The organism is Photobacterium obscurum, from assembly GCF_026191635.1.
Classification (GTDB): Bacteria; Pseudomonadota; Gammaproteobacteria; order Enterobacterales; family Vibrionaceae; genus Photobacterium; species Photobacterium obscurum.
In genome coordinates this window covers 31,584-45,332 of sequence record NZ_JAKRRW010000003.1, presented here as the reverse complement: position 1 = coordinate 45,332, position 13,749 = coordinate 31,584, and the positions used below count along the sequence as shown (strand labels likewise).

12 protein-coding genes are annotated in these 13,749 nt (G+C 48.2%); 4 read left to right on the top strand and 8 right to left on the bottom strand.

Annotation, left to right across the window (positions count from 1 at the left end):
- Positions 1-78 precede the first annotated feature (78 nt).
- Both suhB and MD588_RS04355 read left to right on the top strand, forming a co-directional pair.
- Entirely contained in the window at positions 79-879 is an 801-nt protein-coding gene (gene suhB, locus MD588_RS04360) for an inositol-1-monophosphatase (RefSeq protein WP_265695673.1), read from the top strand.
- A 129-nt stretch (positions 880-1,008) separates the two neighbouring features.
- The gene (locus tag MD588_RS04355; protein WP_265695672.1) at positions 1,009-1,701 is read left to right on the top strand and encodes a leucine-rich repeat domain-containing protein; all 693 of its coding nucleotides are present in this window, start codon (positions 1,009-1,011) and stop codon (positions 1,699-1,701) included.
- Between the two features lie 82 nt (positions 1,702-1,783).
- Here MD588_RS04355 and secF read toward each other — a convergent pair whose 3' ends face one another.
- From secF to MD588_RS04325, 6 genes are all read right to left on the bottom strand, one after another.
- Positions 1,784-2,731 carry a protein translocase subunit SecF gene (secF, locus tag MD588_RS04350; RefSeq protein ID WP_265695671.1) on the bottom strand — a complete coding sequence of 316 codons (948 nt, stop codon included), beginning with the start codon at positions 2,729-2,731 and terminating at the stop codon, positions 1,784-1,786.
- Positions 2,732-2,743: 12 nt separating this feature from the next.
- Entirely contained in the window at positions 2,744-4,597 is a 1,854-nt protein-coding gene (gene secD / locus MD588_RS04345; RefSeq protein ID WP_265695670.1) for a protein translocase subunit SecD, read from the bottom strand.
- A gap of 25 nt (positions 4,598-4,622) precedes the next feature.
- Positions 4,623-4,958: a preprotein translocase subunit YajC gene (gene yajC / locus MD588_RS04340; RefSeq protein WP_265695669.1), complete on the bottom strand. Its 336-nt coding sequence runs from the start codon at positions 4,956-4,958 to the stop codon at positions 4,623-4,625.
- A 22-nt stretch (positions 4,959-4,980) separates the two neighbouring features.
- Positions 4,981-6,108, bottom strand: a complete 1,128-nt coding sequence (gene tgt / locus MD588_RS04335) for a tRNA guanosine(34) transglycosylase Tgt (RefSeq protein ID WP_265695668.1) — start codon at positions 6,106-6,108, stop codon at positions 4,981-4,983.
- 324 nt (positions 6,109-6,432) lie between these two features.
- Positions 6,433-7,485 carry a tRNA preQ1(34) S-adenosylmethionine ribosyltransferase-isomerase QueA gene (gene queA / locus MD588_RS04330; RefSeq protein ID WP_265695666.1) on the bottom strand — a complete coding sequence of 351 codons (1,053 nt, stop codon included), beginning with the start codon at positions 7,483-7,485 and terminating at the stop codon, positions 6,433-6,435.
- 107 nt (positions 7,486-7,592) lie between these two features.
- Positions 7,593-8,681 carry a S1 family peptidase gene (locus tag MD588_RS04325; protein WP_265695665.1) on the bottom strand — a complete coding sequence of 363 codons (1,089 nt, stop codon included), beginning with the start codon at positions 8,679-8,681 and terminating at the stop codon, positions 7,593-7,595.
- Between the two features lie 252 nt (positions 8,682-8,933).
- Here MD588_RS04325 and MD588_RS04320 point away from each other — a divergent pair, with 252 nt between their 5' ends.
- Both MD588_RS04320 and MD588_RS04315 read left to right on the top strand, forming a co-directional pair.
- Complete coding sequence (locus MD588_RS04320; RefSeq protein WP_265695663.1) at positions 8,934-9,392, top strand: CBS domain-containing protein; 459 nt, start codon at positions 8,934-8,936, stop codon at positions 9,390-9,392.
- 5 nt (positions 9,393-9,397) lie between these two features.
- Entirely contained in the window at positions 9,398-9,982 is a 585-nt protein-coding gene (locus MD588_RS04315) for an acyl carrier protein phosphodiesterase (RefSeq protein ID WP_265695661.1), read from the top strand.
- Positions 9,983-10,121: 139 nt separating this feature from the next.
- Here the strand turns inward: MD588_RS04315 and aceA are convergent, their stop codons facing one another.
- Together aceA and aceB are read right to left on the bottom strand one after the other, a co-directional pair.
- Entirely contained in the window at positions 10,122-11,426 is a 1,305-nt protein-coding gene (aceA, locus tag MD588_RS04310) for an isocitrate lyase (RefSeq protein WP_265695660.1), read from the bottom strand.
- Positions 11,427-11,561: 135 nt separating this feature from the next.
- Positions 11,562-13,175 carry a malate synthase A gene (gene aceB / locus MD588_RS04305; RefSeq protein ID WP_265695659.1) on the bottom strand — a complete coding sequence of 538 codons (1,614 nt, stop codon included), beginning with the start codon at positions 13,173-13,175 and terminating at the stop codon, positions 11,562-11,564.
- Between the last annotated feature and the right edge of the window lie 574 nt (positions 13,176-13,749).

Here is a 13,749-nt window from a genome sequence, read left to right as displayed (position 1 = left end):
TAACCACTTCCTTTTTGCCCTAGCTCTGATATACTCGCCGCCGCTTTTTAGTTCTTTAACATCCGTTGGGAAGATCCTATGCATCCGATGCTAAATATCGCCATTCGCGCTGCGCGAAAGGCTGGTGACCATGTCATTAAATCTCTAGAAAAACCTCAATCTATTGAAGTTGCTAACAAAGGTAATGATGTTGTTACCAATATCGATAAAGAAGCTGAAGCTATCATTATCGACACTATTCTTAAGTCTTACCCTGATCACTGCATTATTGGTGCAGAGACTGGTAACAAAGAAGGTAAAGACAAAGAGTGTCAGTGGATCATCGACCCAGTGGATGGCACCAAAAACTTCGTTCGCGGTTTACCTCACTTCGCAATCTCTGTAGCCCTACGCATGCGTGGCCGTACAGAAGTTGCTGCTGTTTACGATCCTGCTCGTAACGAACTATTCACTGCAACTCGTGGCTCAGGCGCTCAGCTTAACAGCCAGCGTGTTCGTGCTTCCCAGCCTCGCGACCTAAGCGGTACTACGCTAGCAACTGGCCTTCCTTTTGCTGCTAAGCAACACGCTGAAAGCTACATGAAGATCCAAAACGCACTATTCATCGAATGTGATGACATGCGTCAGTGTGGTTCAACTGCACTGGATCTTTGCTACCTGGCAGCTGGCCGTGTTGACGGTGTATTCAAACTTGGCCAGAAGCCTTGGGAACTGGCAGCGGGTGAACTAATCGCACGTGAAGCAGGTGCTATCTGTACTGACTTTACTGGCAACACTAACTACCTGACGTCTGGCAACATCGTTGCTGGTAACGCACGCGTAGTTAAGCCAATGCTTGCTAAGATCCGTGAACACGGTAGCGAAGCACTGACTAAGTAATCGTTAATAACGGTTCGATGATGTGAAAGCCCCGGCAGCGATGTCGGGGCTTTTTCTTATTTTAATACAGTTAGATAGACCGTATAAAAGCACATTTATACCAAACTGCATTCTTTTTAGGTGATATTGATGCCCGCATGCAAGATACGCCCTCTGTTTATCAACACCCTATTGGCCTGTTCGCTCCCTTTGTTGCTAAACGGCTGCGAACAACATTACGATACCGTTGAAGCTATTCCCTTCGCCGACCTGAACTTCCGTGCCTGCGTACTGAAGACAGGCGAAACCTACCCCGACGATATTACCGAACTGGACTGTGAAGACCTTAATATCCGCTCCGCCGCCGAGGTGAAATACTTCGAAAACCTTCGTAAACTATCTCTCGATGATAACCTGCTAGAAAGCCTGGAGCTGTCTGACAATCCAGAACTACGCTATCTCAAGCTAAGTGATAACCAGATCAGCGCACTAGACCTGTCAGAAAACCATGACCTCCGTGAAGTACGTCTTAGCCATAACGAAATTGACACCTTGACACTCCCTAAGGCCGAACGCCTGGAAAAACTGGTCCTGACCAATAATGAACTCGAGACATTGAATGTTTCCCAGCTGCCCAAGCTGCGCGCATTGTTTGTCGCAGACAATGAACTTACTGAATTGGACCTGTCTCGCAATCCAGCGCTAACTGAGCTCAATGTCAGAAACAACGCCTTGAAAGCGCTGGATCTTTCGCACAATACCAAGCTTCGCCAGCTGCTTGAGCAAGGAAATCCTATGAATGGCGGTAAGCAACGTCCGGTCAGTGAGTGGCAAACTAAGTAATACCAAACTAAACAACGATCAACAGATACAAAAACGGAGCCTGACGGCTCCGTTTTTTATTCAGTGAATTTACACTCTGCCCTTACGGCATCGCGTCAAACTCTTCACCTTCTTTCTCTACCGGTGTTGGCATCAGGTGCTCACGGACAATGCCCAGTTTAAGCGCCAGAGCCGAAGCCACATAGATAGAAGAGTAAGTACCGACAGTGATACCAATCAGCAACGCCGCAGCGAAACCGTGGATCATGCTACCGCCTTTCAGGAACAGGGCGATAACCACGAACAAAGTCGTTGCAGAGGTGATCAACGTACGGCTAAGCGTCTGGGTGATTGAATTGTTCATCACCTCAATCGGCTCGCCCTTACGCATCTTACGGAAGTTTTCACGAATACGGTCAAATACCACGATGGTATCGTTGAGCGAGTAACCGACAACGGTCAACAGCGCCGCCACGATCGTCAGGTCGATTTCAATCTGAGTAAACGAAAAAATACCGATGGTAATGATCACATCGTGCGCCAAAGCCAATACGGCACCGGCTGCCAGACGCCATTCGAAACGCATCGAAACGTAAAGCAAGATACAGATCAGCGAAACAAGAATTGCCAGGCCACCCGCTTCCGCCAGCTCGTCACCCACATTCGGACCAACGAACTCGATACGTCGCATTTCAACATTTTGACCAGTACCCGCCTTCAATGCATCGATGATCTGGTTACCCAGTTTTTCACCTTTTGCATCTTCACGCGGCTGCAGACGAACCATCACGTCACGGGCAGTACCAAAGTTCTGGACAATCGCATCGCCAAAACCAGCACCTTCAAGCGATTCACGGATTTGGACCAAATCGGCAGGCTGCTCAAAACCCACTTCAATCAGCGTACCACCGGTAAAATCCAGTCCCCAGTTCAGTTTCTGAGTGGTAACGGTACCAATTGCCGCGATAATCATAATAATCGAAAGAACAAATGCCCATTTCGACCAACGCATAAAGTCGATCACTTTATCCGCTTTCATTATTTGAAACATGTCAGCGTCTCCTTAGATCGACAGTTTATCGACGCGCTTGCCGCCGTAAACCAGGTTAACCATGGCACGAGTACCTACAATCGCCGTAAACATCGACGTCAAGATACCGATAGAAAGTGTAACGGCGAAACCTTTGATAGCACCGGTACCCACAGCAAACAAAATGATCGCCGTGATCAGGGTAGTAATATTGGCATCGGCAATGGTACTGAATGCATTCGCATACCCCTGTTGAATCGCATGCTGAGGACTGCGCCCTTCACGAAGCTCTTCACGGATACGCTCAAAAATCAGAACGTTGGCATCGACAGCCATACCGACCGTCAATACGATACCGGCTATACCCGGTAAGGTCATGGTCGCACCCGGGATCATCGACATCACACCGATAATCATCACCAGGTTCATCAGCAATGCCATGTTGGCAAACAGGCCGAAGCGACGGTAGTAAACCAGGGTAAACAGCATTACCGCGATCATACCCCAGATCATCGCCTGAATACCCATATCGATATTCTGCTGACCCATTGATGGACCAATAGTACGTTCTTCGACAATCGAGATTGGCGCAATCAACGCACCGGCACGCAGTAGCAGAGCCAGGTTATGCGCTTCAGACTGAGAATCGATACCGGTAATACGGAAATTACGGCCCAATGCAGTCTGAATAGTGGCCTGGTTGATCACTTCTTCGTGCTTCTCAAGAATCACTTTGCCGTTAGCATCACGATCACCGCTGTCTTTGTACTCGGTGAATACCGTTGCCATCAGCTTGCCCACGTTGTTGCGTGAGAAAGCAGTCATCTTGCTGCCACCTTCGCTATCTAGCGAGATGTTAACTTGCGGACGACCGTATTCATCAGCACTTGAACTTGCATCAGTGATGTGCGAACCCGACAGGATCACACGCTTTTTCAGTACCGCAGGACGACCATCACGCGTGTACTTCACTTCACTGCCTGCCGGAACACGACCAGCAGCCGCAGCAGCCAAATCAGCCACACTATCCACTTCGCGGAACTCTAGGGTTGCAGTTGCCCCCAGAATTTCTTTCGCTCGTGCTGTATCCTGAACGCCCGGAAGTTCAACAACAATTCGGTTTGCACCCTGACGCTGTACCAATGGCTCGGCGACACCCAGCTCATTCACACGGTTACGCAGAATAGTGATGTTCTGGTCGACGGCGTAGTTACGGATCTCCTGAAGGCGAGCTTCGGTGAACTCGGCGCTCAGTACAAAGCGGCTATTGCTGTCATCGTCGCTAAACAGCATGTCCGGATGAAGTTTAGCCAGCTCATTTTTAGCCTGAGACAGTTGTTCTGCATTACGCAGGCGCACTTCTACTGATGTATCAGTTTTGCTGATCGCACGGTAGCGGATCTTCGCTTCGCGCAATTCAGTACGGAAAGTCTCTTCCTGCTGACCCAGCAATTTGTCCATCGCGGCGTCCATGTCTACTTCCATCAAGAAATGCACACCGCCGCGCAGGTCAAGGCCCAGTTTCATTGGGGTTGCGCCGATGGATTCAAGCCAGTCTGGAGTAGAAGCTGCGAGGTTGAGAGCAACAACAAAGTCGTCGCCAAGCTGTTCGTTAAGAATATCGCGAGCACTGATTTGTGTATCAGTGTCGTTAAAGCGGACCAGTACAGTACCGTTTTCGAAAGCGACAGATTTATAGGAGAGATTATTTTGTTTTAAATCTTCGGTGACTGCATCCAGCGTAGACATATCTGCCGAGGCGCCACGCGCCCCGGAGATTTGAATTGCCGGATCTTCACCGTAAACATTGGGAAGTGCATAAAGCAAACCGATGATCAGTGTAAACACCACCATCAGGTTCTTCCACAAGGGATAACGGTTTAACACTGCTGTGATCCTTCAAAGCCAAAAATTACAGAGATTTCATTGTGCCTTTTGGCAATACAGCAGAAACGAAATCTTTCTTGATTGTTACTTCTGTAGTGTCATTCAGTGCGATCACAATGTAGTCGTTCTCTTCAGAAACTTTAGTGATTTTACCCACTAGACCACCGTTGGTTAGCACTTCGTCACCTTTGCCCATGGAAGACATTAGGCTCTTATGGTCCTTAACGCGCTTCGCCTGCGGACGGTAAATCATGAAGTAAAAGATAACTGCGAACAGACCCAGCATGATGAAAAGCTGCATACCGCCGCCCTGTGGTGCACCTTCAGCTGCGGCATGTGCCTGAGAAATGAAAAGACTCATTTATTAACGTCCTCGTTTATTGTTAAGCGTTTTTTAACGGTGGAACTTCACGGTCGCGACGCGCATAGAATTCTTCTACAAACGCATCGAAACGATCTTCTTCAATCGCATTACGAATACTTTCCATCAAGCGCTGGTAGTAACGTAAGTTATGGATTGTGTTAAGGCGTGCACCTAGAATTTCATTACACTTATCTAGATGATACAGATACGCCTTAGAGTAATTGCGACAAGTGTAACAGTCACAATGCGGATCTAGAGGGGTTGTATCGGTTTTATGTTTCGCATTACGGATCTTGATCACACCACCGGTCACAAATAGGTGACCATTACGGGCATTTCGGGTCGGCATTACGCAATCGAACATATCGATACCACGACGTACACCTTCAACCAGGTCTTCTGGTTTACCCACACCCATCAGGTAACGTGGCTTATCTTCAGGTAGCTGTGGACAGGTGTGCTCAAGAATGCGGTGCATATCTTCTTTTGGCTCACCAACCGCCAGACCACCCACCGCGTAGCCATCAAAACCAATCTTGGTCAGGCCTTCTACAGACACATCACGAAGATCTTCGTACACGCCACCCTGAACGATACCGAACAGCGAGTTAGGGTTTTCCAGCTTATCAAAGTGGTTACGGCTACGCTGTGCCCAACGCAGTGACATTTCCATCGACTTTTTCGCTTCTTCGTGTGTTGCCGGGTACGGTGTACACTCATCGAAGATCATCACAACGTCAGAACCCAAATCTTTCTGAATTTCCATCGACTTCTCAGCGTCCATGAAAATCTTGTCACCGTTTACCGGGTTACGGAAATGTACACCTTCTTCGGTGATTTTACGCATTGCACCTAGGCTGAATACTTGGAAGCCGCCTGAATCGGTCAGGATAGGGCCTTGCCAGTTCATAAAGTCATGCAGGTCACCGTGCATTTTCATCACTTCTTGACCAGGGCGAAGCCACAGGTGGAAAGTGTTGCCCAACAGAATGTGAGCACCTGTATCTTTTACTTCTTCAGGTGTCATTCCTTTCACGGTGCCGTAAGTACCAACCGGCATGAATGCTGGGGTTTCTACTGTTCCACGTTCAAACTGCAGGCGACCACGACGAGCGCGCCCCTGAGTTTTATCTAATTCAAATTTCACAAAGCCTCCAAAAGCCAGAGAAACAATCTGACGTCAATTCCCAAAACGGGACTCAAGTACAAAAGGCCGCTTGCCTAACTGCACATTTTACTCTGCATCAGTCAATATAAGTATTTGTACACTTACATATCCCGACAGGTATTACACCCTGTTCAGAGTATTTTTCTGCTACGCCATAAAGCCTAGCGGAAGAAAATAAATAGTCATGGCAAATTCAACCACATAAGTTGCCATGCTCTGTTGTCTGCTCGATAAAGCCGACAAAGGCTGCGATTTTAACAAAAGCAGCCTTAAGAGACACTGACTTAACAGCGTTAGTTCAGTTTATTTATTGTTACGGGTGATGAACATCGAATCCCCGTAGCTAAAGAACCGGTACTGATTCTCTACTGCCAGTTTATAGGCATTCATCGTATGCTCATAGCCCGCAAATGCACTGACGAGCATGATTAACGTTGATTCTGGCAGGTGGAAGTTAGTCACCAGTGCGTCCACCAGCTGGAACTCATACCCAGGGAAAATAAAGATATCGGTATCACCAAAGAAAGGTTTCAGCTCAGTACCGTTCTTCACGGCATCCTGAGCCGCACTCTCCAGAGAACGAACTGAGGTTGTGCCCACAGCGACAACGCGGCCGCCATTGGCTTTGGTTTCATTGATGGCTGTAACCACATCTTCAGGTACTTCAACATACTCCGAGTGCATGTGATGGTCATCAATGCTATCGACACGTACCGGCTGGAATGTACCCGCACCAACATGCAGGGTAACAAACGCAAAGTTAACCCCTTTCGCCTTGATGGCTTCTAGGATCTCATCATCAAAGTGCAAGCCGGCCGTCGGCGCAGCAACAGCACCTGGCTTGGTGTTATATACGGTCTGATAGCGCTCTTTGTCGGCATCTTCGTCTGGGCGGTCAATATAAGGAGGAAGCGGCATATGACCAACATCTTCCAGAATTTCCAGTACAGTTTTTTCGCTGTTAAAGCGGATCTCAAACAACGCGTCGTGACGTGCAACCATTTCTGCCTGGTACTCGTCATTTTCACCCAGCAGTAACTCATTGCCCGGCTTCGGTGATTTCGAAGCACGCACATGCGCTAAGATGCTTTTATCATCAAGCATTCGCTCAACCAGCACTTCCAATTTACCGCCAGAGGCTTTGCGGCCGAAGATTCGAGCAGGGATCACTCGGGTATTGTTAAATACCAGCAGATCGCCAGGCTGAACCAGATCAAGCACATCTTTAAAGCCTTTGTGCTGAACTTCACCGGTATCGCCGGTCAGCTGAAGCAGACGACTGGCTGTGCGTTGAGGTTGTGGGTAACGAGCAATCAGCTCATCAGGAAGGTCAAAGTGAAAATCAGAAACTTGCATCTTTCGGGCCCTAAATTACAGCAGGCAGCTAGTATAGGCTGCCAGACTGCAATATCAAGCAAAGATGGAGACCATTGCCACCGAAGCGATAATCTCCTTGATCTCAGCTAACCTTGTTCTCTACTAACGGTGAAGCGACTAATATTGCATCGCATGAACCCAGCCAAGATCAGGCCTAGCATGGTCCACCAGCCCATATTCCCACCGCTGCCACCATTGCCGCTACCGCCAGAGGAAGAGCCGGCAGCAACAAGCCCGGCACCGGCATCACCAAAGTCGGCCTCAAACGGATTCATTTCAAATACAGGCTGAGTCTGAGCTACCGCCCCCCCCTCTTCCTGAATCCAGTCCTGGTAATTCGCAACTTCGGTATACACGCCAGGCAGAGCCCCTGCACACCCTTCGCCAAAGCTCACCAGGCCAACCAAACGTAATCCAAAGTCACTATCTCCGGCAACTTGGGGATCCTGCCAGACTAACGGCCCGCCGGAATCGCCAAAACAGCTATCTCGTCCCTTATCCGGCGAGACCGAGCCGGCACAGAGATAAATTGGGTAATCACTGGAACGAATATTTGAGCCCCAGTTGTCGCTATTGCCACAAATCGAATCTGGCACTCCAGAGAGCAACGTATGCTGTAAGATGGTTGAACCTTGGCCTGAGCCAACTGGGACTGTCGTTCCCCAGCCAGAGACCAATAAATTAGGCTCCCGTTCACCATTTTCCACCCAGCCATTAGCAAAAGCGTTATCGGCTCGAGATTGAGTAGCTCGGTCTGCCATTCGGAGAGGCTTGGCCCCGTCGGGTAGCGCACTATCAAGCTTGATAATTGCGATATCATTGGCAAAGCGGGAAGAGTTGTAAGATGGGTGAACAATAATTTCACTAACAGATATGGTATTGAGATTATTGGCACTAAACACATGAATAATGCCCGCCCAAACCTTAATATTCGAAGGTGTTACGGTATCGCCGTCATGCCTTACACAATGAGCGGCGGTCAGTACTACATTTTCACTAACCACGACACCGCCACAAAGAAATGTGTTCTCACCACCCGATCCATCAGGAAAGGTCATATTCAAATAGGCCTGCCAGGGAAGCTCATTTTCTGCTGCCGGTATCCCCCCAATTATCTTTGCATCGATTGCCTGCCCCTCTGAACCAATAGCCAGAAAAGGAACACCTGAAATCATGAATAACAACAACCTAACCAACAACTTACACATCAAGTTATACCTACATGGAATGTTGTTTATTAATTATATGACACGATCTCAGTTTTAACTTATTGAAAACATGTCTCCAACATGAGAATAACTACTTAAATATTTGACTCGGGTCATAGGTCGTGAGCTCAGGATTAGCTACATTACATAGAGTAAGCAGAGAGAAACCAGTTGGTTGAAAAATAAATGGATTAATTAACCGTTGCTACGGAGGCTTTTATGTTTACTGTCGCAGATATGATGACACCGCACCCACACACTCTTACGCCTTCCCATACTTTGGCTGATGCAAAGAATCTTATGAAAGATATGGGGATCCATCACGTACCGATTACCGACAGAGACAACCATCTCATCGGTCTGATCAGCCAGCGGGATATTTTATCTGCTCAAGAGTCCAGCTTTGAGCAGCTATCTAAAAACAGCTTCATCTCCGCACTGGATATTCCGCTAGAAAAAAGTATGCATCGCAACATCAGCACTGTTGAACCCCATGCAGGCCTCAAAGAAGCCGCTATCTATATGCAAAAACACAAAATCGGCTGCTTGCCCGTGGTAAATCACAACAAACTGGTCGGAATTATTACGGATTCCGATTTTGTCGCGATAGCCATTAACTTGCTGGAGATCCAAGAAGAAATTGAGCCAACAGATGAGAGTGATACCAACCTATACTAGGGGGTATGAATTTTCTTGCTCATCTGCATCTTGCTGATCGCTGTAACAGCCATCTAGCAGGGAACCTGCTGGCTGATTTCGTCCGCGGAGATCCTTATACTCAATACTCCCGCTCAGTCGCAGATGGGATAAAACTTCATCGCTTTGTCGATAGCTACATTGACGCGATGCCTGAAGTGTTGCGGTGTCGGCAACTCTTCACCGCAGACACCAGAAGGGTTAGTGGAATTGCCCTCGATATCACGTGGGATCACTTCCTTGCCAAGCACTGGCAACATTATCATACGCTTTCCCTCACTGATTTTGTCTCGCAAGCCAAACAGCAGGTTGAGCAGTATCAGGATAATTTGCCTGATAGCTATCGGCTGACCATGTCGCGTATGTGGCAGCAGCAGTGGTTACTGCAATATCAGGAGCAACACACGATCACCACGGCCCTGGAGCGCATGGCACTCCGGCGCCCAAAGCTGCATCAGCTCGCAAATTGCCCGGCGCTGATAAACAAGCATTACAGCACTCTAGAGCAACGATTTCAGGAGATTTACCCGCAAGTCATCCAAGCAGCGCAGACCTACCGTTCGCAGCAGTAACAAAAAAAAGGAGCGCTAAGCGCTCCCGAGGCCATAACATAGGAAGGGGGTCTTTCTATTGTTATGTGTCACATCAATCTCTGTAGCAATAGCTACGGATAACCCAAAGATAACAACGAGTTGCTAGGATAAATCTAAATTAGAACTGATCTTCCTCTGTCGAGCCAGTCAGTGCCGTCACCGAAGACTGGCCACCCTGAATGGTATTGGTCATCTTATCGAAGTAACCGGTACCCACTTCCTGCTGGTGAGCAACAAAGGTATAACCTTTATCGGCCGCTTCAAATTCCGGACGCTGTACTTTCTCAACGTAATGACGCATGCCTTCACCCTGTGCATAAGCATGAGCCAGTTCAAACATGTTGAACCACATGTTGTGGATACCTGCCAGCGTAATGAACTGGTACTTATAGCCCATATTAGCCAGTTCCTGCTGGAATTTGGCAATGGTCTCGGCATCTAAGTTTTTCTCCCAGTTAAATGACGGCGAGCAGTTATAGGCCAGCAGCTGATCGGGGTACTGTGCGTGGATGGCTTCTGCAAACTTACGAGCTTCTTCCAGGCACGGGGTGGCTGTTTCACACCAGATAAGATCAGCATACGGCGCATACGCCAGACCACGGGCAATCGCCTGATCAATACCCGCACGAACGCGATAGAAGCCTTCTGATGAACGCTCTCCGACAATGAAGTCTTTGTCATACGGGTCGCAATCTGAAGTCAGCAAATCCGCGGCATTGGCATCGGTACGGGCAATCACCAGCGTTGTGGTTCCCGCGACATCAGCAGCAAGGCGAGCCGCAATCAATTTCTGTACCGCTTCCTGAGTCGGCACCAACACCTTGCCACCCATGTGACCACACTTCTTCACCGAAGCCAACTGATCTTCGAAGTGAACCCCGGCGGCACCGGCATCAATCATATTGCGCATCAATTCATAAGCATTGAGGACCCCACCAAAACCAGCTTCAGCATCCGCGACTATCGGTAGGAAATAATCAATGCCCTCTTCCGGGCTACCACCGTTAGACCACTGGATCTGATCGGCACGACGGAACGCATTGTTAATTCGACTAACCACTGCCGGTACCGAATCGACGGGATACAATGACTGATCCGGATACATGGTCGAAGCGGTGTTGTTATCGGCAGCGACCTGCCAGCCCGAGAGGTAAATTGCCTCAATACCAGCCTTCGCCTGCTGGACGGCCTGGCCTCCCGTCAGAGCACCAAGACAGTTAACGTAGCCCTTTTTTGCCGAGCCATTAACCAAATCCCACAGCTTATCGGCACCGCGCTGGGCAATCGTATTAGCCGGGGCAAACGAGCCGCGCAGGTTGATAACTTCTTCTGCGGTATAAGTACGCTTTACGTTTTTCCAACGTGGATTCTCAGCCCAGTCTTTTTCAATAGCTTCGATTTGTTGCTGGCGAGTCAATGTCATAATGATGTCCCTCGTTTCATTTGGCGATAATCCGCTTAACGTATTCGTTATCGGTAAACTTTTTCTCAGGCTTCTTCAGGCACTGCCAACAACAAAACAAGCAGTTACCTGTCTTACCCTTACCTCTACTTGCTGCTATTTCAGGTATTCATATCCCGGCAATGTCAGGAAGTTAACCAGCTCATCGCTGGTCGTTAGCTGCGACATCAGCACCGCCGCCTTCTGATATTGCCCTTGCTTAAACACCTCAGTACCTAACTCCTGTTCAAGTACTGTCATCTCCTGCTTCAGCATCTGCTCAAACAAGGCCTTGGTGACAACCTCACCATTACTGAGTGCCTTGCCGTGTTTAATCCACTGCCAGATGGAAGCGCGGGATATTTCCGCCGTTGCCGCATCTTCCATCAAGCCGTAAATGGGTACACAGCCATTCCCGGAGATCCAGGCTTCGATGTACTGCACCGCGACTCGAATGTTGTGGCGCATCCCCTCTTCGGTCCGCTCGCCTTCGCAAGGGGCCAGAAGTTCTTCTGCGGTAATCGGCGCATCGTCTTCACGAGTGATATCCAACTGGTTTTGGCGCTCACCTAAAACCTCATCGAAGATTTCACGGGCCGTATCGGCCAAGCCTGGATGCGCAACCCAAGTACCGTCATGGCCATTGCTTGCTTCCAGTGATTTATCGGTTTGAATCTTGTTGAGTACCCATGCATTACGTTCAGGGTCTTTCGACGGGATAAAGGCAGCCATTCCCCCCATCGCAAATGCGCCCCGACGGTGGCAGGTTCGAACCAGTAGCCGGGAATATGCATTCAAAAATGGTTTCTCCATCGTCACAACCTGGCGATCAGGCAATATTCGATCAGGGTGGTTTCTTAATGTTTTGATATAGCTAAAGATGTAATCCCAACGCCCACAGTTCAAACCAACAATATGATCTTTTAGGCTATACAGGATCTCATCCATCTCGAACACCGCAGGCAAAGTTTCAATCAACACGGTGGCTTTGATTGTTCCCCTCGGCAGACCAAATTCATCTTCCGTAAAGCTAAATACATCACTCCACCAGGCCGCTTCCTGGTAGGCCTGTAATTTTGGAAGATAGAAATAAGGGCCGCTCCCTTTTGCCAATAACTGTTTGTAGTTATGGTAAAAGTACAAGGCAAAATCAAATAAAGATCCGGGGATAGGCAGTCCTTGCCACAGCAGGTGCTTTTCAGGAAGGTGCAACCCTCGTACCCGGCAAATCAGCACCGCCGGATCCTCACTCAGCTGATATTCTTTGCCCGTTTGTGGATTGGTATAGGAAATGGTGCCATTTACAGCGTCACGCAGGTTACGCTGGCCCGCGATTACCTCGTCCCAGGCTGGAGCAAAAGAGTCCTCGAAGTCGGCCATAAAGACTTTTACATTGGCGTTCAGAGCATTAATCACCATCTTACGCTCAACCGGCCCAGTGATCTCCACTCGACGATCCTGAAGATCCGCAGGAATATTGCGGATCGTCCAGCTTTCTTCACGAATATGCGCCGTATCGGCCAGAAAATCCGGCAACGCCCCGGCATCAACCGCCAGCTGGCGGTGTTCGCGAGCAGCCAGCAATTGGGGGATACGCGAAGCAAAACGCTGGACGAGTCGCTCTACAAACTGGAAAGCCTCTTCGTTCAAAATCTCTTTCTGCTGCTCAGATAGCGGTGTCTGCAGAGATAATTTTACTTCATGATTGGGTAGAGTCTGTATATCCGTCATCTTACGCTCCCTTACGGCTTGTAACTTAATCACTACTTTTATCAGTAGTCATTTCAGGGTCATTCAGTCGCCAGTTGTCTTAACGCTTTGTTTACGTTGCCGCAACAAATCAACAATTGCAAATCCCCCAGTTCAATTAGACAAACGAGACACACAACCAAACCATTTAAAATCAATACGTTAAGCGATATAGAGCAATAACTCAAAACACTGAATTAAAACAATTTTCAGGCAATTGCTCGGTTTTGACGGCCAAATAATAATTCAGGCAAAAATGTAAGTAGTTACGTAATTAAATTACATATATAAGGAATTCAAACTACTGTACAAAAATGCGTTTCAAACATATGAAAGGATTTTATCGCGGCAGGTGATACTTAAATAACAAGCAGTTAAACCCTTTGCATGGTTATAATTTATACGGTAGAAAAGAAGTAAAGCTACTCAATCAGTTTCATTTATTCGCAAAGCGAAACAGAATAAATCAACAAAACGGCAGCTTTCTTGTCGGGAAGTAGCTATTTGAAAACACTGAAATAAAAAGGCAGGGTAGAATAAAGTGCTGACAGAATGG

Coding starts and splice junctions, on each gene's coding strand:
- queA (WP_265695666.1), bottom strand. CDS start 7,485: ATGCAAGTTTCTGATTTTCACTTTGACCTTCCTGATGAGCTGATTGCT.
- yajC (WP_265695669.1), bottom strand. CDS start 4,958: ATGAGTCTTTTCATTTCTCAGGCACATGCCGCAGCTGAAGGTGCACCA.
- MD588_RS04315 (WP_265695661.1), top strand. CDS start 9,398: ATGAATTTTCTTGCTCATCTGCATCTTGCTGATCGCTGTAACAGCCAT.
- aceA (WP_265695660.1), bottom strand. CDS start 11,426: ATGACATTGACTCGCCAGCAACAAATCGAAGCTATTGAAAAAGACTGG.
- MD588_RS04325 (WP_265695665.1), bottom strand. CDS start 8,681: ATGATTTCAGGTGTTCCTTTTCTGGCTATTGGTTCAGAGGGGCAGGCA.
- aceB (WP_265695659.1), bottom strand. CDS start 13,175: ATGACGGATATACAGACTCTACCCAATCATGAAGTAAAATTATCTCTG.
- MD588_RS04355 (WP_265695672.1), top strand. CDS start 1,009: ATGCCCGCATGCAAGATACGCCCTCTGTTTATCAACACCCTATTGGCC.
- MD588_RS04320 (WP_265695663.1), top strand. CDS start 8,934: ATGTTTACTGTCGCAGATATGATGACACCGCACCCACACACTCTTACG.
- secF (WP_265695671.1), bottom strand. CDS start 2,731: ATGTTTCAAATAATGAAAGCGGATAAAGTGATCGACTTTATGCGTTGG.
- suhB (WP_265695673.1), top strand. CDS start 79: ATGCATCCGATGCTAAATATCGCCATTCGCGCTGCGCGAAAGGCTGGT.